This is a genomic window from Halomonas smyrnensis AAD6, assembly GCF_000265245.1.
Taxonomy (GTDB): domain Bacteria; phylum Pseudomonadota; class Gammaproteobacteria; order Pseudomonadales; family Halomonadaceae; genus Halomonas; species Halomonas smyrnensis.
This window is the reverse complement of the sequence record NZ_AJKS02000002.1, coordinates 61,762-84,312: the sequence shown is the minus strand read 5'-3', so window position 1 is coordinate 84,312 and position 22,551 is coordinate 61,762. Positions and strand designations below refer to the sequence as shown.

The 22,551-nt window shown below is 67.3% G+C and carries 26 protein-coding genes; 13 read left to right on the top strand and 13 right to left on the bottom strand.

What is annotated here, in order from left to right; genetic code table 11:
- Positions 1-28: 28 nt before the first annotated feature.
- The 7 genes from UYS_RS0202445 to UYS_RS0202415 all read right to left on the bottom strand — a co-directional run bounded on the left by UYS_RS0202445 (position 29) and on the right by UYS_RS0202415 (position 6,870).
- Complete coding sequence (locus UYS_RS0202445) at positions 29-871, bottom strand: nitrilase-related carbon-nitrogen hydrolase (protein ID WP_016853905.1); 843 nt, start codon at positions 869-871, stop codon at positions 29-31.
- 46 nt (positions 872-917) lie between these two features.
- Positions 918-2,228, bottom strand: a complete 1,311-nt coding sequence (locus tag UYS_RS0202440) for an MmgE/PrpD family protein (RefSeq protein WP_016853904.1) — start codon at positions 2,226-2,228, stop codon at positions 918-920.
- Positions 2,229-2,316: 88 nt separating this feature from the next.
- A complete protein-coding gene (locus UYS_RS0202435; protein ID WP_016853903.1) occupies positions 2,317-3,204 on the bottom strand; it encodes a glycine betaine ABC transporter substrate-binding protein in 888 nt (295 codons plus the stop codon).
- Between the two features lie 115 nt (positions 3,205-3,319).
- Positions 3,320-4,201 (bottom strand): glycine betaine ABC transporter substrate-binding protein, encoded by an 882-nt coding sequence (locus UYS_RS0202430; RefSeq protein WP_016853902.1) that lies wholly within the window; start codon positions 4,199-4,201, stop codon positions 3,320-3,322.
- Positions 4,202-4,264: 63 nt separating this feature from the next.
- A complete protein-coding gene (locus UYS_RS0202425) occupies positions 4,265-4,996 on the bottom strand; it encodes an ABC transporter permease (RefSeq protein ID WP_016853901.1) in 732 nt (243 codons plus the stop codon).
- A 4-nt stretch (positions 4,997-5,000) separates the two neighbouring features.
- Positions 5,001-6,158: an ABC transporter ATP-binding protein gene (locus UYS_RS0202420; protein ID WP_016853900.1), complete on the bottom strand. Its 1,158-nt coding sequence runs from the start codon at positions 6,156-6,158 to the stop codon at positions 5,001-5,003.
- A 46-nt stretch (positions 6,159-6,204) separates the two neighbouring features.
- A complete protein-coding gene (locus UYS_RS0202415; protein WP_016853899.1) occupies positions 6,205-6,870 on the bottom strand; it encodes an ABC transporter permease in 666 nt (221 codons plus the stop codon).
- A 392-nt stretch (positions 6,871-7,262) separates the two neighbouring features.
- Here UYS_RS0202415 and UYS_RS0202410 point away from each other — a divergent pair, with 392 nt between their 5' ends.
- From UYS_RS0202410 to UYS_RS16720, 7 genes are all read left to right on the top strand, one after another.
- Entirely contained in the window at positions 7,263-7,724 is a 462-nt protein-coding gene (locus UYS_RS0202410) for an SUF system Fe-S cluster assembly regulator (protein ID WP_016853898.1), read from the top strand.
- A gap of 70 nt (positions 7,725-7,794) precedes the next feature.
- Positions 7,795-9,237, top strand: coding sequence for a Fe-S cluster assembly protein SufB (gene sufB, locus UYS_RS0202405; protein WP_026068293.1), 1,443 nt, complete (start codon positions 7,795-7,797; stop codon positions 9,235-9,237).
- A 107-nt stretch (positions 9,238-9,344) separates the two neighbouring features.
- Positions 9,345-10,097: a Fe-S cluster assembly ATPase SufC gene (gene sufC, locus UYS_RS0202400; RefSeq protein ID WP_016853896.1), complete on the top strand. Its 753-nt coding sequence runs from the start codon at positions 9,345-9,347 to the stop codon at positions 10,095-10,097.
- Positions 10,094-11,443, top strand: coding sequence for a Fe-S cluster assembly protein SufD (gene sufD, locus UYS_RS0202395; RefSeq protein WP_016853895.1), 1,350 nt, complete (start codon positions 10,094-10,096; stop codon positions 11,441-11,443). The genes sufC and sufD overlap by 4 nt, the downstream gene beginning before the upstream one ends.
- A gap of 3 nt (positions 11,444-11,446) precedes the next feature.
- On the top strand, positions 11,447-12,688 hold the full coding sequence (locus tag UYS_RS0202390) for a cysteine desulfurase (RefSeq protein WP_016853894.1): 1,242 nt from the start codon (positions 11,447-11,449) through the stop codon (positions 12,686-12,688).
- Between the two features lie 80 nt (positions 12,689-12,768).
- Positions 12,769-13,344, top strand: coding sequence for a putative Fe-S cluster assembly protein SufT (sufT, locus tag UYS_RS0202385; protein WP_016853893.1), 576 nt, complete (start codon positions 12,769-12,771; stop codon positions 13,342-13,344).
- A gap of 12 nt (positions 13,345-13,356) precedes the next feature.
- Positions 13,357-14,112 (top strand): SanA/YdcF family protein, encoded by a 756-nt coding sequence (locus tag UYS_RS16720; RefSeq protein WP_040477856.1) that lies wholly within the window; start codon positions 13,357-13,359, stop codon positions 14,110-14,112.
- On the opposite strand, the gene UYS_RS0202375 is transcribed toward UYS_RS16720, so the two are convergent.
- The 4 genes from UYS_RS0202375 to UYS_RS0202360 form a co-directional block, all read right to left on the bottom strand.
- Positions 14,033-14,479 carry a hypothetical protein gene (locus UYS_RS0202375; RefSeq protein WP_016853891.1) on the bottom strand — a complete coding sequence of 149 codons (447 nt, stop codon included), beginning with the start codon at positions 14,477-14,479 and terminating at the stop codon, positions 14,033-14,035. The genes UYS_RS16720 and UYS_RS0202375 overlap by 80 nt on opposite strands.
- A gap of 88 nt (positions 14,480-14,567) precedes the next feature.
- Complete coding sequence (gene rimK / locus UYS_RS0202370) at positions 14,568-15,476, bottom strand: 30S ribosomal protein S6--L-glutamate ligase (RefSeq protein ID WP_016853890.1); 909 nt, start codon at positions 15,474-15,476, stop codon at positions 14,568-14,570.
- A 28-nt stretch (positions 15,477-15,504) separates the two neighbouring features.
- Positions 15,505-15,942, bottom strand: coding sequence for an ATP-dependent zinc protease family protein (locus UYS_RS0202365; protein WP_016853889.1), 438 nt, complete (start codon positions 15,940-15,942; stop codon positions 15,505-15,507).
- 37 nt (positions 15,943-15,979) lie between these two features.
- Positions 15,980-17,008, bottom strand: a complete 1,029-nt coding sequence (locus tag UYS_RS0202360) for a DUF3549 family protein (protein ID WP_016853888.1) — start codon at positions 17,006-17,008, stop codon at positions 15,980-15,982.
- A 323-nt stretch (positions 17,009-17,331) separates the two neighbouring features.
- Here UYS_RS0202360 and UYS_RS0202355 point away from each other — a divergent pair, with 323 nt between their 5' ends.
- The 5 genes from UYS_RS0202355 to UYS_RS0202335 all read left to right on the top strand — a co-directional run bounded on the left by UYS_RS0202355 (position 17,332) and on the right by UYS_RS0202335 (position 20,430).
- Entirely contained in the window at positions 17,332-18,090 is a 759-nt protein-coding gene (locus UYS_RS0202355; RefSeq protein ID WP_016853887.1) for an amino acid ABC transporter substrate-binding protein, read from the top strand.
- A 15-nt stretch (positions 18,091-18,105) separates the two neighbouring features.
- Complete coding sequence (locus UYS_RS0202350) at positions 18,106-18,780, top strand: amino acid ABC transporter permease (RefSeq protein WP_016853886.1); 675 nt, start codon at positions 18,106-18,108, stop codon at positions 18,778-18,780.
- Positions 18,777-19,523: an amino acid ABC transporter ATP-binding protein gene (locus tag UYS_RS0202345; RefSeq protein WP_016853885.1), complete on the top strand. Its 747-nt coding sequence runs from the start codon at positions 18,777-18,779 to the stop codon at positions 19,521-19,523. Before UYS_RS0202350 ends, UYS_RS0202345 begins: the two co-directional genes overlap by 4 nt.
- Before the next feature lie 66 nt (positions 19,524-19,589).
- Positions 19,590-19,922, top strand: coding sequence for a YqcC family protein (locus UYS_RS0202340; RefSeq protein ID WP_016853884.1), 333 nt, complete (start codon positions 19,590-19,592; stop codon positions 19,920-19,922).
- 7 nt (positions 19,923-19,929) lie between these two features.
- Entirely contained in the window at positions 19,930-20,430 is a 501-nt protein-coding gene (locus UYS_RS0202335; protein WP_016853883.1) for a gamma-glutamylcyclotransferase family protein, read from the top strand.
- A gap of 84 nt (positions 20,431-20,514) precedes the next feature.
- Here UYS_RS0202335 and UYS_RS0202330 read toward each other — a convergent pair whose 3' ends face one another.
- Both UYS_RS0202330 and UYS_RS0202325 read right to left on the bottom strand, forming a co-directional pair.
- Entirely contained in the window at positions 20,515-21,129 is a 615-nt protein-coding gene (locus UYS_RS0202330; protein ID WP_016853882.1) for an OmpW/AlkL family protein, read from the bottom strand.
- Between the two features lie 164 nt (positions 21,130-21,293).
- Positions 21,294-21,902, bottom strand: a complete 609-nt coding sequence (locus tag UYS_RS0202325) for an OmpW/AlkL family protein (protein WP_016853881.1) — start codon at positions 21,900-21,902, stop codon at positions 21,294-21,296.
- 288 nt (positions 21,903-22,190) lie between these two features.
- On the opposite strand from UYS_RS0202325, the gene UYS_RS0202320 reads away from it, so the two are divergent.
- The gene (locus tag UYS_RS0202320) at positions 22,191-22,496 is read left to right on the top strand and encodes a hypothetical protein (protein WP_156821519.1); all 306 of its coding nucleotides are present in this window, start codon (positions 22,191-22,193) and stop codon (positions 22,494-22,496) included.
- Positions 22,497-22,551 lie beyond the last annotated feature (55 nt).

Genomic DNA, 22,551 nt, shown 5'->3' with positions numbered 1-22,551 from the left:
AAAAGGGCGCCACCCGATCAGGGCTTTCTCAGCGATAGCCGGCCATGAGCTCGCGGATGAGCGGCGTGTCGGCATCGCGAAGGGTCGGCAGCTCGAAGCGGGCCTGGGCGATGGCGGTGCGCGACAGGGTCGCGGTGATCAGCCCCTCGCCGTCCTCGGCCTCGGCCAGGGCCTCGCCGCGCGGCCCGAGAATGCGCGAGCCGCCCCAGAAGTGGCTGCCGTTTTCCGGCCCGAAGCGGTTGGCCATGATCACCGGGGTGCCGTAGGTCATGGCGTAGAAGCGGACGTTGAGCACCCAGTTCTGCTCGTTGGAGAAGTCCTCGCTGACGATGCCCGAGGCCGAGTTGATCGGCGCGCACAGCACCGTGGGCCGGGGCAGCAGGGCGGCGTGCACCAGGGCGGGGTTCCACAGGTCGGCGCAGATCAGCTGGGTCGCGGACCAGCCGGGGCGCACCTCGGCCTGGGTGAGCTCGCTGCCGTGGGTGAACCACTTGCCTTCCTCGAGCCCGCCGTAGGTGGGCAGGTTGAGCTTGCGATGCACGGCGACGATCTCGCCGTGCTGGAGGATCGCCAGGGCGTTGTAGTACTCGCCGGGGCTGGCTTCCTCGACGAAGCCGACCACCGTCTGCATCTCGCCGCAGGCGCGGGCCAGCCGGGCCAGGCGAGGATCCTCGACCGGCATGGCGACGCGCATGACCTCGCCGCCGAGCCCGTAGCCGGTCAGCGAGAGCTCGGGGAAGACCAGCAGCGCCACGCCGCGCTGGCCGGCCTCGTGGATGATCTCGAGATGGCGCTCGAGGTTGGCGTCGACCTCGCCCAGCGCGGCGTTGATCTGGGCGGCGGCCACAGGGAGTTCGTCCTGATAGTGCATGTCACGGTCTCGTCGTTGCAGCGGGAGGGAAGGCGATGCTCGGGCGTCATTCTGCCTCGGGCGGGCCGAGCAGGGCGAGCAGATCGCCGGCCGGGCGTGTCTCCAGGGTCTGGATGACGCGTTCGAGGCGGTCTGCGCGCTCGCCGAGCACCGGGCCGGCGAGGGCGCGGTACTTGGCGACCAGCTCGTCGTCGGACAGCGGATTGTGCGGATTGCCGCGGGCCTCGCAGGGCTCGCTCTCGATGATCCGGCCGTCGCTCAGATGCAGCCGCGCCGAGGCCCAGCGCTCGGCCGGGAAGCGCGCATTGAAGGCGTCGCTCTCGCGGATCTCGACCCGCTCGGCGAGGGCGCGGGGCAGCGGCGCGTCGAGTTCGGTGACGGCCTCGGCGTCGAGGGTGCCGCGGGCCAGCGCGCAGGCCACCGACCAGGGCAGGCTGTACTGGGCCTGCTCGGTGCTGTCGGGGTGCGTCACATGCAGCCGTCGTCCCTCATGGAAGGTGGTGATCTCGATGCGCGCGATCGTCGCCGGGTCGCCGGTCCGATCGCGCAGCGACAGCACCGCCTCCACCGCCGGCTGGGCCCAGCGGCATACCGGGTAGGCCTTGAAGTACTGCTCGTGAAGGTACCGGCGCTGCTCCCGGTCGGCCCAGAGGTGTTCGACCTCGGGGGCGGTGGCGGTCAGTGCGGGGGCGCCGGTGAAGCCGTCGCGGGCCAGCAAGGCGGCGGAGACGCCGGTCATGGCGCCCCAGCCCGAGCCGTCCTTGAGCATGGTGGGATGATCGATGCAGCGCATCATCTGGCTGCGCGGTCCGTAGAACTCGGCGATGCCCAGGGCGTGGTGGAGTCGCTCGCGATCCAGGCCCATCAGGCGGCCGGCCACGGCCGCCACGCCCAGGGCGTTCCAGGCGCCGGAGGTGTGGTAGTCGGGGCTGGTGGCATGTAGCGCGATACCGGCGCGGGTGGCGATCTCGTAGCCCATGGCCAGCAGGCCGAGGAAATCGCGGCCGGACAGCCGTTCCACCTCGGGGAGGGCGAGCAGCCCCGGCAGCAGGGCGACCCCGGCATGGCCCTTGGTCAGCACCTGGCCGTCGTGGGCGTCCAGGGCATCGATCAGCCAGGAGCCGTGCAGGGCCACGCCGGTGGGCGAGGCACGCCCCTCGGCGAACAGCAGCGGTCGGTCGCCGCCGTGCTGGGAGACGGCGAAACGCCGGGCAGGCGCGGCGAGTGCGGTGCGGGTGGCGCCGGCGGCCACGCCGACGAGGTCCAGCAGGCAGCGTTTGGCCTGGGCCAGCAGGGCGTCGTCGGTAAGCGGGTCGGCGTCGAGCATCCAGTCGAGCAGGGCGTTGGGCTGGGGCATGGTAATCGATCTCCCGGATCGTGGGGATAAACGACGAAGGCCGCCCCGGGGCGGCCTTTGCAGCGGTCGCGTGACGGTGGGCGCCGTCTTACAGCAGGTCGTGTTGCTCGAGGAAGGCCTCGGCCACGTCCTCGACGGTCTCGCGCTCGACGTCGACCCGGGCGTTGAGCCTGGCCATGGTCTGGTCGTCGAGCAGCGCGGACAGCGCGTTCATCTGCTCGGCGAGGTCCGGGTTGGCCGTCAGGGTTTCCTCGCGCACCACCGGCGTCAGGGCGTAATCGGGGAAGAACCGCCGGTCGTCCTCCAGCACGGTCAGATCCAGGGCCGGAATGCGGCCGTTGGTGGCCGTCGTCATGGCGACATCGACCTCTTCCTGGTCGAGCGAGGGCAGGGTCAGGCCCTGGTCCATGCGCTTGACGTTGCGGCGGCCGAACTCGAAGCCGTAGGTCTCCTGCATGGGCCGCAGGCCGTCATCGCGGGAATAGAAGGTGGCATTGGAGGCCAGCACCAGCTCGTGGCCGGCGTTGATGGCCTCGGCGAGGTCGGAGATGCTGGCAATGTCGAGCTCGTGGGCCTGATCCTCGCGCATGGCCAGGGCATAAGTGTTGTTGGCCTCGGAGGGATCCAGCCACACCAGGCCCTTCTCGGCGTCGAGCGCCTTGACCCGCTGGTAGGCCTCTTCCGGCGACAGCGACTCGGTCACCTTGTTATAGCTGATCAGCGAGGTGCCGGTGTATTCCCAGTAGAGATCGACCTGACCGTTCTCCTGCGCCTGGCGCAGCACGGTGGTGCCCATGCCCGAGCGCTCTTCCACCTCGTAGCCCCTGGCGTCCAGGTACTGGACCGTCATGTCGGCGAGGATCAGCTGCTCGGTGAAGTTCTTGCCGCCGACGGTGATGGTGTCCGCCTGGGCGAGCGCCGGGGTGGCGGCGAGCAGGAGGGTGGCAGCGGCAGTGTGGCTCAGGGGAAAACGCATGGGAATGGCTCCGGATATCGGGCAGGGCAAAGAGGCCCGCTCGTGCCGAGCGGGCTCTTGCCAGTGGGAAAAGATCGCGAAGGCCGTGACCGGGACGGTCACGCGCCGGGGAGGATTACAGCAGCTCGTTGTCTTCGAGGAAGGACTCGGCCACGTCCTCGATGGTCGCACGCTCGACGTCGACCCGGGCGTTGAGGCCGGCCATGGTCTCGTCGTCGAGCAGCGCGGACAGCGCGTTCATCTGCTCGGCGAGGTCCGGATTGGCCTCCAGGGTCTCCTCGCGCACCACCGGGGTCAGCGCATAGGCCGGGAAGAAGGCCTGGTCGTCCTCGAGGACCTCGAAGTCGAAGGCCGGGATGCGGCCGTCGGTGGCGAACACCAGGCCGACGTCGACCTGACCGTCGCGCAGCGCCTGGTAGACCAGGCCGGAGTCCATGCGCTTGACCTCTCCGCGGCCGACGCGGAAGTCATAGGCCTGCTGGAGCGGGCGCCAGCCGTCCTCGCGAGCGTAGAACTCGGCGTTCATGGCGAAGGTCAGATCCTCGCCGTCGTTGACCGCCTGGGCCAGATCGGAGAGCGAGTCGATGCCGGTCTCCTCGACGCTATCCTGGCGCATGGCCAGGGCGTAGGTGTTGTTGGCCGCCGAGGGCTCCAGCCACACCAGGCCCTTCTCGCCGTCGAGTTTCTTGACCCGCTGATAGGTCTCCTCGGGCGACAGCGACTCGGTGACATCGTTGTAGTTGATCAGCGAGGTGCCGGTGTATTCCCAATAGAGGTCGATCTGGCCGTTCTCCTGGGCCTGGCGCAGCACGGCGGAGCCCATGCCGGCCCGGGTCTCGACGTCGTAGCCGAGCCCGCTCAGGTATTGGGTCGTCATGCTGGCCAGTATCTGCTGCTCGGTGAAGTTCTTGCCACCGACCACGATCTCCTCGGCCTGGGCGGTGGTCATGGCGCCGGCCAGTGCCAGGCCGGAAAGTGTCATCATCACGCCTTTCATGTTGATCTCCTTGTTGTTGCGTCTTGGCCGCCCGCAGGCGGCCGATAGGAAAACAGGGCCTGCTCAGCTGCGCGAGGGATTGACCCCGCGCGGCACCACCAGGAAGGCGGTGGTGGCCACGATGGCATCGACCATGATCGCCAGCAGGGCGGTGGGAATGGCCCCGGACAGCATCATCACCGGGTCGTAGAGATCGATGCCGGTGAAGATCAGCTCGCCCAGGCCGCCGGCGCCGATCAGGAAGGCCAGCGGCACGGTGCCCACATTGATGGTCAGTGCCGTGCGGATACCGGCGAAGATCACGTAGAGGGCATTGGGCATCTCGACGCGCAGCAGGCGCTGGGCCGGCGACATGCCGATGCCCGAGGCGGCCTCCATGAGCGCCGGGTTGACGCCCTTGAGGCCGGCGTAGGTGTTGCGGGTGATCGGCAGCAGCGTGGCCACGAACAGCCCGAACACCGCCGGCACGGTGCCGATGCCGAGAAAGCTCATCGACAGCGCCAGCACCGCCAGCGTCGGAATGGTGGTGCCGACGTTGAGCACCTGCATGGCCGATTCGGCGACGCGCGCCATGCTGGGGCGCGACAGCAGCACGCCCAGCGGAAGGGCCACCAGGATGGCCAGGCCGCCGGACATGAGGGTCAGCCACAGGTGCTGCACGGCCAGGAACTGGACGTCGGGCAGGTAGAAGATGAAGTCGTCGATGACCCCGCTGGACTGGCTCCACACGCCGAGGAAGAAGATGGCGATGAGCAGCGCAATGCGCAGGGCCCCCTTCAGGCTCCGGATCGGCATCGGCTTACTCCTTGGTGGCCGGTTCGGCGGTCGCGGCGGATTCCGTGGGGCGAAACCGCGAGCCCAGGTGGTGGGTCATGGCGCGCTGGGTGATCTGGCCACAGACCCGGCCGGCCTCGTCCACGCAGGGCAGCCAGGTGATGTCGTTGGAGAACATCAGCGAGGCGACCTTGCGCAGGTCGTCGTCCAGCGACACGGTGGCCGGCACGTTCTGGAAATGGTCGCGGCAGTAGCCCCGGGTGGTGCGCGCCTGGGAGCGGGTGATGACGCCGACCGGCTGGCGGCGATCGTTCACCACCAGGATCGCGTTCTGGTAGCCGAAGTCGTCGATCCGGGCCAGGGCGGTCTCCAGGGTGTCGCTGGGCGACACGGTGCCGATCTCGTCGGAGACCACGTCGCGCACCTTGACCAGGTTGAGGCGCTTGAGCGCCCGGTCCTCGCCGAGGAAGGACTCGACGAACTCGTCCTTGGGGTTGGCCAGCAGCTCGTCCGGGGTGGAGTACTGCTCCAGGCGGCCGGCGCGGAAGATGGCGACCCGGTCGCCCATCTTGATCGCCTCGTCGATGTCGTGGCTGACGAACATGATGGTCTTGTTGAGTTCCTGCTGCATCTTGAGGAACTCGTCCTGGATCACCGCGCGGTTGATCGGGTCGATGGCGCCGAAGGGCTCGTCCATCAGCATCACCGGCGGATCGGCGGCCAGCGCCCGGGCCACGCCGATGCGCTGCTGCTGGCCGCCGGACAGCTCGTTGGGATAGCGCTTGAGGAAGGCGTCCGGGTCCAGCGCGATCATGTCCATCAGCTCCCGGGCGCGCTCCCGGTACTTGGCCTTGTCCCAGCCCAGCAGCTTGGGCACCACCGTGATGTTGTCCTCGATGGTCATGTTGGGGAACAGGCCGATCTGCTGGATCACGTAGCCGATATTGCGGCGCAGCTCCTGGGTGTTCAGGTCGGTGGTGTCCTCGCCGTTGATGAACACCTTGCCCGAGGTGGGGCGCACGATGCGGTTGATCATCTTCAGCGTGGTGGTCTTGCCGCAGCCGGAGGGGCCGAGCAGGATGCAGATCTCGCCGGCCGGCACCTCCATGTTGATGTGGTCGGCGGCGGTGACCGCGCCCTTGGGGGTGTCGAAGACCTTGGTCAGGTTGTCGAGTCGAATCATGCGGGGGAATCCTTGTTTGATGAGCCGGGGCCCGCGCGGGACGGGATCAGGCCGTCTCGGCGGCGCGCTCCATCCCTAGGGGCGTCAGGCGCTTCTGTAGCGCCAGCAGGCCGTAGTCGACGATGATCGCCAGCAGGCTGACCGCCACCGCGCCGACGATCAGCTGGCGCGGGTCGGACTGCGAGATGCCGCGGCTGATGAAGGTGCCGAGCCCGCCGGCGCCGATGTAGGCGGCGATCGCCATGACGCCGATGTTGAGCACCACGGCGGTGCGGACCCCAGCCATGATCACCGGCACCGCCAGCGGGATCTCGACCATGCGCAGCCGCTGGTTCTGGCTCATGCCGATGCCGCGGGCCGCCTCGCGCAGGGCCGGGTCGACGTTGTGGATGGCGGTGTAGGTGTTGCGGATGATCGGCAGCTGCGAGTAGAGCAGCACGGCGATCACCGCCGGCAGATAGCCGATGCCCTGGCCGATCAGCGACAGCACCGGGATCATGATCCCGAACAGCGCGATGGACGGCACCGTGACGATGATCGAGGCCGCATACAGCACCGCCTTGGCCAGGCGCTCGTTCTTGGTGATGGCGATGCCGATGGGCACCCCGGTGAGGGTGGCGATGCCGACGGCGACCCCGACCAGCGCGATGTGCTCGAGGGTCCTCGAGAGCAGCAGGTCGAGGTTGTCGATGGCGTACTGAAAGAGTTCCAAGTCCCTATCTCCTGGTCGTTCCCATGCCGATACAGCATAGCGGTCGGTCTGCGTTGATGGCGTGGGGCGCCTTCGGCGGTGGGTGAAGCCGCGTTGGAAGGCCGTGAAACGGTGACACAGCTTAGCAAAGCTCTCTATCTATTTGTTTTTCCATGAATGACGATGCGCAATGGGAAGAATTGCGGGCCCTGATGCATGTGTTGGGGTGGGGCGGGGGACGCATTGTGGAAATGAATGAGAACGATTGTTGTTTTTGATGTGAATGGCGCCGAACGTGTCGCCAACGGCATGTCCGGCGGCGTAAAGCGCCGCGACGAGGGTTCACATCGCCGACATACAGGACTAAAATGGTCCGCAATCGATCACCAGGGGTGTTCCCGGGGAGGCCTGTCTTGCTGAAGCTGTCCAGACTGACCGACTACGCGGCGGTGGTGATGGCACAGATTGCCCGCCATCCCGAGCAGCCGCATGCGGCGGCGGAACTCGCCGAGGCCGTGCAGGTGCCGCATCCGACGGTCAGCAAGACCCTGAAGATGCTGGTACGCGCCGGACTGCTGGAATCGCGCCGCGGTGCCCAGGGTGGCTACTCCCTGGCGCGTCCGGCCTCGCAGATCACGGCCTGCGACATCATCGCGGCGATCGAGGGGCCGGTGGCGATGACCGAATGCAGCCAGGCCGAGGGCGACTGCGAGCTGGTGGACACCTGCGGGGTGTCCGACAACTGGCAGCGGGTGTCGCTGGCGGTGCAGACCCTGCTCCACAGTGTGACCCTGGCCCACCTGGCCGACACCACCCCGATCAAGCTGCCGGTGCAGCTGCCCATACAAAGCGTGAGTCTGGCCGTCGAGGCCTGATCACCCGCGGATTCACCACCCGAGGCGAGCCCGGCTCGCCGACCCAACCAGCCCGGGAGGGGGAGACATCATGGCAAGTCAGGAAATGGAACAGCTTGTCCGTCGCGAATACAAAGAAGGTTTCGTGACCGACATCGAGAGCGATACGGTACCGCCGGGTCTGGACGAGAACACCATCGCCTTCATCTCCAAGAAGAAGGGCGAGCCGGAGTGGATGCTGGAGTGGCGCCTGCAGGCGTATCACCAGTGGCTGAAGATGACGCCGCCTTCCTGGGCGCATCTGGACTACCCGCCGATCGACTACCAGGCGATCTCCTACTACAGCGCCCCCAAGCGCGACGAGGACAAGCCCCAGAGCCTCGACGAGGTCGACCCCAAGCTGCTCGAGACCTACGAGAAGCTGGGCATCCCGCTGCACGAGCGGGCGGCCCTGGCCGGCGTGGCGGTGGACGCGGTGTTCGATTCCGTTTCCGTGACCACCACCTTCAAGGAGAAGCTGCACGAGGCGGGCGTGATCTTCTGCTCGATCTCCGAGGCGATCCGCGACTACCCGGAACTGGTCAAGCAGTACCTCGGCAGCGTGGTGCCCCAGGGGGACAACTACTTCACGGCGCTGAACTCCGCGGTGTTCACCGACGGCTCCTTCGTGTTCGTGCCGGAAGACGTGACCTGCCCCATGGAGCTGTCCACCTACTTCCGCATCAACGCCGCCAACACCGGCCAGTTCGAGCGCACCCTGATCGTCTGCGAGAGCCGCGCCCAGGTCTCCTACCTGGAAGGCTGCACCGCACCCCAGCGCGACGAGAACCAGCTGCACGCGGCGGTGGTCGAGCTGGTGGCACTGGAAGACGCCTCCATCAAGTACTCCACGGTGCAGAACTGGTACCCGGGCGACGAGGACGGCAAGGGCGGCATCTACAACTTCGTCACCAAGCGTGGCGACTGCCGCGGCGACCGCTCCCACATCAGCTGGACCCAGGTCGAGACAGGCTCCGCCATCACCTGGAAGTACCCGTCCTGCGTGCTGCGCGGCAAGGACAGCGTCGGCGAGTTCTACTCGGTGGCGGTGACCAACGGCCGCCAGCAGGCCGATACCGGCACCAAGATGATCCACATCGGCGAGGGCTCGCGCTCGACCATCGTCTCCAAGGGCATCTCCGCCGGCCGCTCCGAGCAGTCCTATCGCGGGCTGGTCAAGGTGGGGCCTCGGGCCAAGGGCGCGCGCAACTATACCCAGTGCGACTCGCTGCTGATCGGCGACACCTGCGGGGCCCATACCTTCCCCTATCAGGAGATCGGCAACAGCACCGCCACCGTGGAGCACGAGGCGACCACCTCCAAGATCGGCGAGGACCAGCTGTTCTACTGTCAGAGCCGCGGCCTCTCCGAGGAGGATGCGGTGAACATGATCGTCAACGGCTTCTGCAAGGACGTCTTCCAGGAGCTGCCGATGGAGTTCGCCGTCGAGGCCGAGGCGCTGCTCAACGTCACCCTCGAAGGGGCGGTCGGATAAGGCCGTTCGCCCCTGCGGGCCGCTCGCGCGTGTCTCCGGATTCGCGAAAAGGTCAAAAATTTCAAGGAGTCGCGCCGGCGGCTCATTACGAATCAAAGGTAGTCAAGATGCTCGAAGTCAAGGATCTGCACGTCACGGTCGAGGGTTCCGAGATCCTCAAGGGCCTCAACCTGACCATCGGCGCCGGTGAAGTCCATGCCATCATGGGCCCCAACGGGGCCGGCAAGTCCACGCTGTCCGCGGTGATCGCCGGCAAGGACGGCTACGAGGTCACCTCCGGCTCGATCACCTACGAGGGCCAGGACGTCCTCGAGATGGAGATCGAGGAGCGCGCCCGCGTCGGCCTGCTGCTGGGCTTCCAGTACCCGGTCGAGATCCCGGGGGTGAAGAACATCTACCTGCTCAAGGCCGCGCTCAATGCCAAGCGCGAGGCCGAGGGCCTGGGCGAGATTCCGGCGCCCGAGTTCATGAAGCTGATCAAGGAGAAGATCGCCTTCATGAAGATGGACGCCAGCTTCCTGCAGCGCGCCGTCAACGAGGGCTTCTCCGGCGGCGAGAAGAAGCGCAACGAGATCCTGCAGATGCTGGTGCTGCAGCCGAAGCTCGCCATGCTCGACGAGATCGACTCCGGCCTCGACATCGACGCCCTGAAGGTCGTCGCCGAGGGCGTCAACTCGCTGCGCGCCGAGGATCGCAGCATCCTGCTGGTGACCCACTATCAGCGCTTGCTCGACTACATCGTGCCGGATCGGGTGCACGTGCTGGTCGACGGCCGCATCGTCAAGAGCGGTGATGCCGAGCTGGCGCGCGAGCTCGAGGACCGCGGCTACGACTGGCTGCTGGAGGGCTCCGCGGCATGAATGACGACGTGCAACGCTTCCTCGATCGCCTGAGCGAGCGCAGCGCCCAGCGCGGCGACGAGCCGACCTGGATCGCCGCCCGGCGTCAGGCCGGCGCCGCCCGCTTCGAGGCGATGGGCTTCCCGCATCGCCGCGTCGAGGCGTGGAAGTACACCGACGTGCGCGACATCGCCCGCACCGACTTCGCGCTGACCGACGACGCCGAATTCTCGCCGGCCGCCGCGGCGGCGCTGACCCTGCCGCTGGACGCGCACCGCCTGACCTTCGTCGACGGCGTCTTCGCCCCGGCGCTGTCGGACCTCGGCAACCTGCCGGCCGGCGTGCAGGTGCTGCCGCTGTCCCAGGCCCTGGAAGAGAACCACGAGGCCGTGGGCGGCCCGCTCGGCCGGCTCACCGGCGTCGACTTCTCGGCCTTCGCCGCGCTCAACACCGCCTTCTTCGAGGAGGGCGCGCTGGTCCGCCTGGCGCCGCGCACCGTGGTCGACAAGCCCATCGTGCTGCAGTTCCTGTCCCGGGCCGGCGAGCAGCCGGTGATGAGCCACCCGCGCATCCTGGTCGAGGCCGGCGGCCGCAGCCAGGCGACCCTGATCGAGCATCACGCCGGCGAAGAGGGCGCGGCCAACTTCACCAACCTGGTGGAGGAGATCATCCTCGATCGCGGCGCCATCCTGACCCACTACAAGCTGCAGGAAGCGCCGCTCAAGGACCGCCACATCGCCAGCATCCAGGTGGAGCAGGGTCGCGACAGCCGCTACACCTCGTTCAACCTGAACCTGGGTGGCGGCCTGGTGCGCAACGACGTGGTCAGCGACCTCAACGGCGAGGGCGCCGAGGCGACGCTGCACGGCCTGTTCTACGGCCAGGGTCGCCAGCATGTGGACAACCACACCGAGGTCAACCACAACGCGCCGCACACCCGTTCCAGCGAGAACTACAAGGGCATCCTCGATGACCGGGCCCATGGCGTGTTCAATGGCCGGGTGGTGGTCAAGCGCGACAGCCAGAAGATCGAGTCCGAGCAGAGCAACGCCAACCTGCTGCTCTCCGACCGCGCCGAGGTCGACACCAAGCCCGAGCTCGAGATCTACGCCGACGACGTCAAGTGCGCCCACGGCGCCACCACCGGCCAGCTCGACGAGGAAGCGGTCTACGCCCTGCGCGCTCGGGGCATCGACGAGCAGACCGCCCGCGGCCTGCTGACGCTGGCCTTCGCCGGCGAGGTCATGGAGCTGGTCGACCTCGACGCCGTGGCCGAGCGGGTCGAGCTCACGGTGGCCGGCAAGCTGCCGGAACGCTTCAACCTGGCCGGGCTGGTGGAAGCCGCCGCGGCGCTCAACGAGGACTGATCCATGGTCGACTTCAGCGATCTGCTGCTCGACGTGGCGCGGGTCCGTCGCGACTTCCCGATCCTCGATCGGGAGGTCCATGGCAAGCCGCTGGTCTATCTCGACAACGCGGCCACCAGCCAGACCCCGCGTCAGGTGATCGAGGTCTTCGACGACTACTACGGGCGCTACAACGCCAACATCCATCGCGGCCTGCACACCCTGTCCGACGAGGCCACCGCGGCCTTTGAGGGCACCCGGGAAACCGTGCGTGCCTTCCTCGGCGCCGCCGAGAGCCGCGAGATCGTCTTCACCCGCGGCACCACCGAGGCGATCAACCTGGTGGCGGGGAGCTGGGGCCGCGCCAACCTGGGCGAGGGCGACGAGGTGCTGATCTCGCGCCTGGAGCACCACTCCAACATCGTGCCCTGGCAGCTGCTGGCCGCCGAGAAGGGCTTCACCCTCAAGGTGATCCCGGTGGACGAGCGCGGCGTGCTCGACCAGGCCGCCTACCGCGACCTGATCTCCGAGCGCACCAGGCTGGTGGCGGTCAACCACGTCTCCAACGCGCTGGGCACCGTCAATCCGGTGGCCGACATGGCCCGGGTGGCCCACGAGCACGGCGCGCTGATCCTGGTCGACGGCGCCCAGGCCGCGCCGCACCAGAAGGTCGACGTGCAGGCGCTCGGCGTCGACTTCTATGCCTTCTCCGGCCACAAGGTCTATGGCCCCACCGGCGTCGGCGTGCTCTACGGCCGCGCCGAGCTGCTCGAGGCCATGCCGCCCTGGCAGGGCGGTGGCGAGATGATCGCCACCGTGTCCTTCGAGGCGCCCACCACCTTCGCCGGCATCCCCCACAAGTTCGAGGCCGGCACCCCGGCCATCGCCGAGGTGATCGCCCTGGGGCGCGCGCTCGAGTGGGTCGAGGAGATCGGCCTGCCGCTGATCGGCGCCTGGGAGTCGCGGCTGCTCGAGCACGCCACGCGCAGCGTGTCTCGCATCGACGGCCTGCGCATCCTCGGCACCGCGCCCGAGAAGGCCGGCGTGCTGTCGTTCGTGGTCGAGGGCGCCCATTCCCAGGACATCGGCCTTTTGATCGACCAGCTCGGCGTGGCGATCCGCACCGGACACCACTGCGCCCAGCCGCTGCTGTCCTCGTTCGGCGTCGATGCCACCTGCCGCGCCTCCTTCGCCGCCTACAACACCCCCGAGGAGGTCGACGTCTTCGTCGACGGCCTGGAGCGGGTCGTGGGCATGCTGCGCTGAGCGCCGCTCCCGGATCACGGTCGCGGCGGGCCCCATGAGGACGCGCCGCGGCCGCTGTGAATGAAGCTCCAAGGAGTCCTATGAGCGAGATCGACGATCCCCTGGCGAGCCTGCACAAGGGCCAGGTCCTGCCCCTGCAGCGCGACGTCGAGGTCATCTCCATTCCCTTCGGCAAGACCATCACGCTGCCCGAGGACAGCGAGGTCAGCGTGATGCAGGCCAAGGGCAACTCGGTCAGCGTGGGTCACGAGGGGCGGCTCTACCTGATCGAGGGCAGCCATCTCGACGCCCTGGGACTCGAGGCCGTGCCGCGTCCGACGCTGCCCGAGGACGCCTCCGAGGAGGCGATCGAGCAGTTCGTCTGGGACCAGCTGCGGACCTGCTTCGACCCCGAGATTCCGGTCGACATCGTCGAACTCGGACTGGTCTACGGCTGTCGTATCGAGCGGCTGATCACCGGCGAACGGATCGTCACCATCCGCATGACGCTGACCGCGCCGGGCTGCGGCATGGGCGACGTCATTGCCGCCGATGCGCGCCACAAGATTCTCGGCGCCCCGCAGATCAGCCAGGTGCACACCGAGATCGTCTTCGATCCGCCCTGGAGTCGCGAGATGATGAGTGACGAGGCCAAACTCGAGCTCGGCATGTTTTAACCGGAAAGGCGGATGCCCATCTCATTGTGGAAAGGTGTCAGGGGACTGTTGATGTCGCTGGGGGTGCTCGCACTCCTGGCGATTTTGCTGTTCGTGGGCGCCAATCTGTGGATGCTGGCCGACACCCGGGAGCGTATCGATCACGGGCTGTCGCAGTGCGGCCCCGAGCGGGTGGCCATCGTCTTCGGCACGTCCCACTGGACGCGCAGCGGCAAGCGCAATCCGCACTTCGAGGGGCGCATGCAGGCCGCGGCGAGGCTGTACCGCAGCGAGCGGGTGCTGCACCTGCTGCTGTCCGGCGACAACAGCACCCGCTACTACAACGAGCCGGTGACCATGTGGCGGGACCTGCGCGGCCGTGCGGTGCCCGATGCGGCCATGACGCTGGACTACGCCGGCTTCAGCACCTTCGATACGCTGTCACGGGCGCGCGGCGTCTTCGACGTGGATCGGGCGCTGCTCGTCACCCAGTCGTGGCATCTGCCGCGGGCGCTGTTCATCGCCGAGGCGCTGGGGATCGAGGCGCGCGGCTGCGCGGCGCCGGAGCGCCCCACGGAGGGGGTGCTGTGGCTGAAGGCTCGGGAGTGGGTCGCGCGAGTGGCGACCCTGGGCGATCTCTACGTCTGGGGGCGGGAGCCCCATTTCCTGGGACCCGAGGAGCCGCTGCAGATCGTGCCGCGGGCGGCGATCAGCGCCGCTGATGCTTCTTCTGCTGCCGATACAGCTCGCGAATCAGCGAGCGACAGTGCTTCCAGCACTCCTCGATGACCGCCTCGATGGCGTCGGGCAGGGGGTGGGTGTACAGGGTGGAAAGCGCCTGCATCAGCACCCGCTCCTGTTCCAGCAGCTCGTTGATCAGCACCTGGCTGTCGTCGCCGACGAAGCTCTTCAGTCGGCTCCATAGCCACATGTAGTCGTCGCGCTCGACATCGGCATCGCGGGGGAGGAGGGCAAGATGCCGGCGGGCCAGCTCCTGCAGCTCGCGCATCAACGCTTTTCGGGTATCGAAATAGGGCTGCAGGACTTCGCGCAGGCTCGGCCGCAGGCGCTCATGGTTGTCCTGGAAATAGTCGATGCTGTCGGCCAGCGCCTCGAGGACGCTGTCCATCGCCACCTGGCGATTATCGAGAAACATGGGCGGTCACCTCCTCCGGTGACGCAGATTGTGGGGGTGTCGACGGGCTTTTGCCACCCCCAGTGGCCAAATATTTAGGCGTTGTGGCTTATCCTTTCGGCTTGGGCGGCGCCTTGCGTCGCGGGGTCGAACTCTTCTCCAGGTGCTCGATGATCAGCCCGGCGATGTCCTTGCCCGTGGCGGTCTCGATGCCCTGCAGGCCGGGCGACGAATTGACCTCCATGATCACCGGGCCATGGTTCGAGCGCAGCAGGTCGACCCCGGCCACGCGCAGGCCCATGGCCTTGGCGGCACGGATCGCCGTGGAGCGCTCCTCCGGGGTGATGCGGATCACGCTGGCGCTGCCGCCGCGGTGCAGGTTGGAGCGGAACTCGCCCTCGGCGGCCTGGCGCTTCATCGACGCCACCACCTTGTCGCCGATCACCAGGCAGCGGATATCGGCGCCTTTGGCCTCCTTGATGTACTCCTGGACCATGATGTTGGCCTTCATGCCCATGAAGGCCTGGATCACCGATTCGGCGGCCTGGTTGGTCTCGGCCAGCACCACGCCGATGCCCTGGGTGCCCTCCAGCAGCTTGATGACCAGCGGGGCGCCGCGAACCATGGTGATCAGGTCAGGAATGTCATCCGGGGAGTGGGCGAAGCCGGTCACCGGCAGGCCGATGCCCTTGCGCGACAGTAGCTGCAGCGAGCGCAGCTTGTCCCGCGAGCGGGTGATCGACACGCTGTCGTTGAGCACCGGGGTGTTCATCATCTCGAACTGCCGCAGCACGGCGCAGCCATAGAAGGTGATCGAGGCGCCGATGCGCGGAATCACGGCATCGAAGGGTTCGAGCTGTTCGCCCTTGTAGTGGATCGAGGGCTGATGGGAGGCGATGCTCATGTAGCAGCGCAGGGTGTCCACCACCCGGGTGGTATGGCCCCGCTGCTCGGCGGCTTCGATCAGCCGGCGAGTGGAATAGAGTCTGCGATTACGGGACAGCAGCGCGATATGCATAGGGCCTCCGATGCCATGGGGGAGCGGTTCAGGGTTCGCCGTGCAGGAAGCCGGCGCCGGGTGCCACCAGCAGCCGCCGCAGGGCACGACGCCCGAGCAGCATGGGGTGGCGCATCTGGCGACGGTCGGCGAGGGTCAGCTCGACGGGGAACTCCAGTTCGCCGAGCTGCATCAGCGTGCGGATCACGTAGCGCCATTCGGCCTGGCCGTTGGAGCTGGTGACCTGGCGCCGGTCGTAAAGGTGCAGGCAGTGCACATGGGCCGGGCTCGTCGGCCCGCCGCCACGGGTGGTGAAGCTGACCCACAGGTGGCCGTCCTGCTCGAAGGATTCGATGTCCTCGGCGTGCAGGGATGAGGTCCTGGCGCCGGTATCGGCCTTGGCGCACAGCGTCAGGCCGAGTTCCGGCAGGGTCACCATCTCGCGGCGGCCGATCACCGCCTTGGCCTGGTAGGGCAGCTCCTTCATGGCATCGCTCCTTGTGAGGTCATCCGCGAGAGTGAGGTCATCCGCGAGACAGGGCGCCCAGGCGGCGACCGATGGCGGAATCCGGCGCGGCTTCGCGCAGCGTCACCAGCACCGGCAGCCGCAGGCGCGGGATCAGCGCCAGATCGCGGGCCACGGTGGAAAACTCCGCGCGCGGCGTGTCGGCGAGTCGGGTCAGGAAGCGCGGCAGGCGCTCGCCGTCCTCCAGGTGTCGCCAGCCGCGTCCGGCGATGGCCGCCAGCAGATCCGGGCCGCAGGCCTCGGGGTCGTCGAGCAGGGCGTCGAACCAGGCGCCGGCGATCGTGCTCTCGGCGCCGGACACGGCGCGCACGCAGGCGCAGAAGGTCTCGATGTCGCCGGCCTCGGCGGCCGCTTCGCCCCGGGCGCGCAGCGCCTCGGCCAGCGGCCGTGAAACGCCGACATGCTCCAGACAGTAGCACAGCGAGGCCAGCACTTCGTCGGGCAGGGTCGGCAGGCGTGCCGCCAGTCGCTCGGCCTGGTCGTCATCCATGCGCACGGCGACGTCGGCCAGGCCCTGCAGGCCCAGTGCCCGCCAGTCCAGGTCCTGCTGGCCTTCCAGGTAGGCCTCGGCGGGCTCCATGTGCTGGCTGGCCGGCTGCCCCGTGTCGTGGCTCGCCCGGGCGTGCAGCACGGCCTGGAAGGGCAGGGACGGGGTGAAGGCCAGGGGATTGTCCTTCATCAGGTTGTCGATCGCCTCGCCGTCCTCGCGGCCGAGGCCCTGGACGTTGCGACCCAGGGTTTCCAGCAGGCGCTGCAGGAAGGCGTCGCGGGGCGCCGGGTCGAGCCGGCCCTGTTCGTCCAGCGGCAGCGCCAGGAACCAGATCAGCGGATCTTCCATCTCGCCGAGACGAAACACCATCGCCAGCCGCGCCTTGCCTTGCCAGGGCTGGGGCCAGGGCCGCTCGTCCCGCTCCAGGGCGGTCAGCGTCTCAAGCTCGCAGGGTTCGACGCCGCGCCCCATGTGGTAGAGCCATGTCTCTGCTCCGGTGCGTGCGAAGAAGTCGTGGAAGCTGTCGATCGGCTGCATGCGGTTTCCCTCTGTGACGAGCGTGCACTCTACCGTGGTGCCCCGACGCTGTCAGCCCGTGGCAGCGGGCGTTGATGAGCCGGCTGATCAAAACCTGAACGATCCCGCTTCGCGCCCACCGTATCGGCCTCGGCGACGGCTTTCCAGTGGTTATCCACAGGAACATTCAGCGCTGCTGTGAATGAATGCATCGCCTGGCCGCTATGGCGCCCATAATGGGCCACTATTGGTCCATGACCGAGATTTCCACTACGGTCTGTGCGAAAATGAAATATTAAATGGTCGTTTTTATTCCAAAAGCAGAATCCCAACGGAGGCACATCATGCTTCGTCGCTTCACTCTGACGCTACTCTCCGCCGGCGCCATCGCCTTCTGCGGCGGCGCCTTCGCCCAGGACACGACGCTCCGGGTCGGCATGTCGGGGGGGTATTTCCCCTTCACCTTCGTCGAGCAGGACACGCTCAAGGGCTTCGAGGTCGATGTCATGAACGCGGTGGGCGAGGAGATGGGCGCCGAGGTGACGTTCGTGACCGCCAACTTCTCCGGCCTGTTCGGCATGCTGGAGTCCGGTCGCATCGACACCATCGCCAACCAGATCACCATGACCGAGGAGCGCGAGGCGAAGTATGCCTTCACTTCGCCCTACGTCTATGACGGCGCTCAGGTGGTGGTCAAGGAGGGCCGCGACGAGATCGGCGGCGTCGAGGACCTGCGCGGCAAGCGCGTGGCGGTGAACCTCGGTTCCAACTACGAGCAGCTGCTGCGCGAGCTGCCCTACGCCGACGACATCGATATCCGCACCTACGAGAGCAATATCGAACAGGACACCGCGCTGGGCCGCGTCGATGCCTTTATCATGGATCGCGTCAGTGCCAGCCAGGTGATCCAGGAGAAGCCGCTGCCGCTGCAGCTGGCCGGTCAGCCGTTCTCCGAGATCCACAATGCCCTGCCGTTCCGCGATACCGAGCAGGGTCGCGCCCTGCGCGACGAGGTCGACGCGGCGCTCGAGGCCCTGCGCGAGGACGGCACCCTGACCGATATCTCCGAGCGCTGGTTCGGCAACGACATCACGCGGCCCTGAGGCGAAGCACCCGACATGAGCGTGCTCGATTTCGACTACATGCTGGGGCTCGCGCCCATCCTGCTCGGCTATCTGCCGCTGACCCTGGCGATGGCCGCGGCGGGGATGGTGCTGGCCCTGGCCCTGGCCTGCGGGCTGGCGGTGATCCGGGTGCTGAAGCTTCCGGGGCTGAACGGCATCACCCTGCTGTTCATCTCCTTCTTCCGCGGCACTCCGCTGCTGGTGCAGCTGTTCCTGTTCTACTACGGCCTGCCCCAGGTATTGGCTTTCCTGACCCAGATCGATGGCATCACCGCCACCATCATGGGGCTGACGCTGCACTTCTCGGCCTACATGGCGGAGTCGATCCGCGCCGCCATCGTCGGCGTGGACCGCAGCCAGACCGAGGCGGCGCTGTCCATCGGCATGACCAACGGCCAGCTGATGCGGCGGATCGTGCTGCCCCAGGCCACCCGGGTGGCCGTGCCGACGCTGATGAACTACTTCATCGACATGATCAAGGCCACCTCCCTGGCGTTTACCCTCGGCGTCACCGAGCTGATGGGGGCGACCCAGAAGGAGGCGGCCGGGAGCTTCCTCTACTTCGAAGCCTTCATCACCGTGGCGGTGATCTACTGGGCCATCGTCGAGCTGCTGGCCTGGTGCCAGCGGCGCCTGGAACGCCGACTCAACGAGGCCTATCGCCGATGATCAAGGTCAATCAACTCGTCAAGCGCTTCGGCCACGCCACCGTGCTCGACGGCATCGATCTGGAGATCGAGCGGGGCGAGATCATCGTGGTGATCGGCCCGTCGGGCACCGGCAAGTCGACCCTGCTGCGCTGCCTCAACTTCCTGGAGCGGCCCGATGCCGGCCGGCTGACCCTGGGCGATCTGGAGGTCGACGTGACCCGGGCCAGCCGCGCCGACATCCTGGCCGCACGACGCCGCACCGCCTTCGTGTTCCAGAACTATGCGCTGTTCGCCAACAAGACGGCACTGGAGAACATCGCCGAGGGACTGATCGTGGTCAATCGCTGGTCCAAGGCGAAGGCCCATGCCCGGGCCAGGGAAATCCTCGAACGCATCGGCCTGGCCGACAAGGCGGACGCCTATCCGGCCTCGCTGTCCGGCGGCCAGCAACAGCGGGTCGGCATCGGCCGCGCCATGGCCGCCCAGGCCGAGGTGATCCTGTTCGACGAGCCGACGTCGTCGCTGGACCCGGAATGGGTCGACGAGGTGCTGGCGCTGATGAAGCGGCTGGCCGCCGAGCGCCAGACCATGCTGGTGGTGACTCACGAGATGGCCTTCGCCCGGGACGTCGCCGACCGGGTGGTGTTCATGGAGGGCGGGCGGATCGTCGAACAGGGCCCGCCCTCGCGGCTGTTCCAGGCCCCCGAGGATCCGCGTACCCGGGATTTCCTGCGCAAGGTCTTGCCCCCGGCACCGGCGTGACAGGGGGTGGCCCGCATCGTGCAGGCGCGGGATAATGGTCCCCTAGTCAGATCAGAGGTATTTCTCATGACCGTTCATCAGGAACTCGAGCAGGCATTGCGCGAACTCGAGTCCACCATGAAGGCGTCCGACCTGTGGCGCATGGAGCGTCCCGCGCCGGAGGCCTTCGACAGTTCCGAGCCGTTCTGCATCGACACGATGTCACTGCCCCAGTGGCTGCGTTTCGTGTTCATCGCCCGGCTGGATGCGCTGGTGGAGGCGCGCGCGCCGATGCCGGCGAGCTGCGACGTGGCCCCCGCCGTGGAGGCCTATCTGATCCAGGAAGGCGCGAAGGCCAGCCAGCGGGTGCTGATGGGCAAGGTGATGGAGCGGATCGACCAGCTGGTCACCGAGAACTGAGTCGCTCATGCCCTACTACTTCGCCTACGGCAGCAACATGAACGCCGCCCGGATCGAGGCACGGATCGGCACGACCCGGCGAGCCTTGTCCGGGGTGCTGCGCGACCATGGCCTGCGCTTCGACAAGGCCTCGCGGGTGCCCGGCATCAGCCATGCCAACGTGGTGCCCGCCGCCGGTGAGCGGGTCGAGGGGGCGCTGTTCGAGCTGCTCGCCCCGGAGCAGATCGAGTGCATGGACCCCTTCGAGGGCTACCCCCACGACTACGATCGGCTGCGCCTGCCCATCCATACGGGGCAAGGCCCCATCGAGGCCTGGGTCTATGTGGCCGCGCCGGGAACCACCGGCGAGGCGCTGCGGCCGGCGCGGGAGTATCTCGATCATCTCCTGGCCGGCAAGCCCTTCCTGAGTGCCGACTATCACGCCCGCCTGGCCGAGGTGGAAGCCATCGAGGGGCTCGACGACGAGACGCTCAAGGCGTTGGGGCTGTCGCGCCATATCGCCTGCTAGCGGCCCCGGCACTCGTCATGTCGCTTGCACACAAGAAAGGCCCGCCATTCGGCGGGCCTTTCTTGCAGGGCATGTCGAAGCGGCTCAGAAGCGGAAGCTGATGCCGCCCATCACCACCAGCGGGTCGATCTCGACGTTGCCGATGTCGGTGCCGTTCAGCTCGGCATCGGTGTCGATGTCGAGGTACCAGGCGGCGGCATTGAAGGCCCAGTGTTCGTCGATCAGCAGGTCGACGCCCAGCTGGGCGGCCGCGCCCCAGGAATCGTCCAGCTCCAGATCACCGCCGTCGATGTGTTCGTCGGAGAAGTGGGTGTAGTTGACGCCCACCCCGGCATAGGGCTGCACCCGCGCCTGGGTGCCGCCGAACGGATAGTACTGCAGGGTCAGGGTCGGCGGCAGGTGCTTGGTGGAGGCGAGGTTGGCGTCGTTGAGCCGGATATCATGCTCGAAGGGCTCGGCGGCCAGCAGTTCCACGCCCAGCTTGTCGGTGAAACGATAGCCCAGGGTGAAGGCGAAGCCGTTGTCGTCCTGCACGTCGACGTCGTAGGTGCCGCCGGCGAGATCGCCGTTATCGCTCTTGGGCGCGACCTTGACCACGCCGACGCGGGTGTAGATATCGCCGGCGCCGTAGGCGAGCACCTGGCTGCTGGCGACGAGGCCGGTGGCGACGATCAGGGTGGAGATCAGGGGGCGGCGCATGGGGCTGGCTCCTCGGTGAAGTAAGCGAGGGCCCCAGTCTACGGGGTGCGCCGCGGCGCCGATTTGACTCAAGGCAAAATCGTTCGCGGCTCGAATTGATGCACATCAAAAGATGACGCCGGGCACGGGGCCCGGCGTCATGGCGATCATCTCGGCGTCGAGCATCAGAAGCGGTAGGTGAAGCTGCCGCCGACGGTGACCGGATCCACTTCGGCCTCTCCGATGTCGGTACCGTCGAGCTTGGCGTCGGCGTCCACGTCCGCGTATTGGGCGAAGGCGCCGATCAGCAGGTGATCGGTCAGGGCGAAGTCCACGCCTGCCTGGGCGGCGGGCCCGTAGGATTCCTCGATCTCCAGCCCGGACAGTTCCTCGTCGGAGAAGTGCGTGTAGTTCAGGCCGGCGCCCACGTAGGGCTGAATCCGTGAGTCGGTGCCGCCCATGGGGTAGTAGTTGAGCATCAGGTTGAGCGGCATGCGCTCCACGCTGCCGATGCCGGCGCCGTCGAGGGCCAGGTCGTGCTCGAAGGACTCGGTGCCGTTGAGTTCGACGCCGAACTTGTCGTGGAACTGGTAGCCCAGGCCATAGGCGAAGCCGCGCTCGTCGGAGATATCCAGATCAGCACCGGCCACGCGGCCGTTGTCATCCTTGACCTCGGTCTTGGCGATACCGCCGCGCACGTAGAAATCGCCGGCCTGGTAGGCCATGGCGGACTGGGCGCCGACGAGGCCGGCAGCGGTGAGGGCGGTAGCGGTGATCAGGCGAGTCATTTTCATGGGAAGCCTCCCGTTGTGTTCCTGAATGCCGGCGCCGAGTGATTCGGCGTCTTCGGCGTCCTTGCATCGCGTGCCTAGAGCATAGAAACACTGTTTCTAAATGTCTTGTAGAATTTTTCTATCACGAGATGGCTGATCTGGTCGCATCATGATGAAGTGCTTCACTGACAGGGCCTTATCTCGTATAGGTCGGGTATAGCTTTCACATTTCCTGCATGGAATTCGCCGATCTCGGGGTTTTCGGCTTCACTGAATCGGTGAGACAGGCGACAGCGAGAGGGAATGGTCATGCGCGTCGGGAGGCGCTTTCCCGCCAGGCCGAGGCCGGGCGACAGGCCGCTGGTCGCGCTGCTGACGGCGGCGGGGCTGTCGGTATGGTTGCTGTATCAACCCGCGCTGGTGCAGGGGCTCGATTGGCCCTGGCGAGCAGTGCTGGTGCTGCTGGGCATGTGGGCGCTGGGTTGCGCCTTCGCGCGGCCGCTGGCCATGTCGGTCGGCGGGCGGGGGCTGTGGCGGCTCTCCGCCGCGACCTGGAGCCGGGCGCTGTTGCCGCTCTTTGCGCTGGCGCTGGTGGGGCGTAGCCTGCTGGGCTGAGTCCGGGCGGGGTCGGCGAGACACGAAAAAGGGCTCCCGCAGGAGCCCTTCTCGG

Excerpts from the sequence above, each read along its gene's own strand:
- UYS_RS0202445 (WP_016853905.1), bottom strand. The coding sequence starts at position 871 with ATGCACTATCAGGACGAACTCCCTGTGGCCGCCGCCCAGATCAACGCC.
- UYS_RS0202440 (WP_016853904.1), bottom strand. The coding sequence starts at position 2,228 with ATGCCCCAGCCCAACGCCCTGCTCGACTGGATGCTCGACGCCGACCCG.
- UYS_RS0202435 (WP_016853903.1), bottom strand. The coding sequence starts at position 3,204 with ATGCGTTTTCCCCTGAGCCACACTGCCGCTGCCACCCTCCTGCTCGCC.
- UYS_RS0202430 (WP_016853902.1), bottom strand. The coding sequence starts at position 4,201 with ATGAAAGGCGTGATGATGACACTTTCCGGCCTGGCACTGGCCGGCGCC.
- UYS_RS0202425 (WP_016853901.1), bottom strand. The coding sequence starts at position 4,996 with ATGCCGATCCGGAGCCTGAAGGGGGCCCTGCGCATTGCGCTGCTCATC.
- UYS_RS0202420 (WP_016853900.1), bottom strand. The coding sequence starts at position 6,158 with ATGATTCGACTCGACAACCTGACCAAGGTCTTCGACACCCCCAAGGGC.
- sufB (WP_026068293.1), top strand. The coding sequence starts at position 7,795 with ATGGCAAGTCAGGAAATGGAACAGCTTGTCCGTCGCGAATACAAAGAA.
- sufC (WP_016853896.1), top strand. The coding sequence starts at position 9,345 with ATGCTCGAAGTCAAGGATCTGCACGTCACGGTCGAGGGTTCCGAGATC.
- sufD (WP_016853895.1), top strand. The coding sequence starts at position 10,094 with ATGAATGACGACGTGCAACGCTTCCTCGATCGCCTGAGCGAGCGCAGC.
- UYS_RS0202390 (WP_016853894.1), top strand. The coding sequence starts at position 11,447 with ATGGTCGACTTCAGCGATCTGCTGCTCGACGTGGCGCGGGTCCGTCGC.
- sufT (WP_016853893.1), top strand. The coding sequence starts at position 12,769 with ATGAGCGAGATCGACGATCCCCTGGCGAGCCTGCACAAGGGCCAGGTC.
- UYS_RS16720 (WP_040477856.1), top strand. The coding sequence starts at position 13,357 with ATGCCCATCTCATTGTGGAAAGGTGTCAGGGGACTGTTGATGTCGCTG.
- UYS_RS0202375 (WP_016853891.1), bottom strand. The coding sequence starts at position 14,479 with ATGTTTCTCGATAATCGCCAGGTGGCGATGGACAGCGTCCTCGAGGCG.
- rimK (WP_016853890.1), bottom strand. The coding sequence starts at position 15,476 with ATGCATATCGCGCTGCTGTCCCGTAATCGCAGACTCTATTCCACTCGC.
- UYS_RS0202365 (WP_016853889.1), bottom strand. The coding sequence starts at position 15,942 with ATGAAGGAGCTGCCCTACCAGGCCAAGGCGGTGATCGGCCGCCGCGAG.
- UYS_RS0202360 (WP_016853888.1), bottom strand. The coding sequence starts at position 17,008 with ATGCAGCCGATCGACAGCTTCCACGACTTCTTCGCACGCACCGGAGCA.
- UYS_RS0202355 (WP_016853887.1), top strand. The coding sequence starts at position 17,332 with ATGCTTCGTCGCTTCACTCTGACGCTACTCTCCGCCGGCGCCATCGCC.
- UYS_RS0202350 (WP_016853886.1), top strand. The coding sequence starts at position 18,106 with ATGAGCGTGCTCGATTTCGACTACATGCTGGGGCTCGCGCCCATCCTG.
- UYS_RS0202345 (WP_016853885.1), top strand. The coding sequence starts at position 18,777 with ATGATCAAGGTCAATCAACTCGTCAAGCGCTTCGGCCACGCCACCGTG.
- UYS_RS0202340 (WP_016853884.1), top strand. The coding sequence starts at position 19,590 with ATGACCGTTCATCAGGAACTCGAGCAGGCATTGCGCGAACTCGAGTCC.
- UYS_RS0202335 (WP_016853883.1), top strand. The coding sequence starts at position 19,930 with ATGCCCTACTACTTCGCCTACGGCAGCAACATGAACGCCGCCCGGATC.
- UYS_RS0202330 (WP_016853882.1), bottom strand. The coding sequence starts at position 21,129 with ATGCGCCGCCCCCTGATCTCCACCCTGATCGTCGCCACCGGCCTCGTC.
- UYS_RS0202325 (WP_016853881.1), bottom strand. The coding sequence starts at position 21,902 with ATGAAAATGACTCGCCTGATCACCGCTACCGCCCTCACCGCTGCCGGC.
- UYS_RS0202320 (WP_156821519.1), top strand. The coding sequence starts at position 22,191 with ATGCGCGTCGGGAGGCGCTTTCCCGCCAGGCCGAGGCCGGGCGACAGG.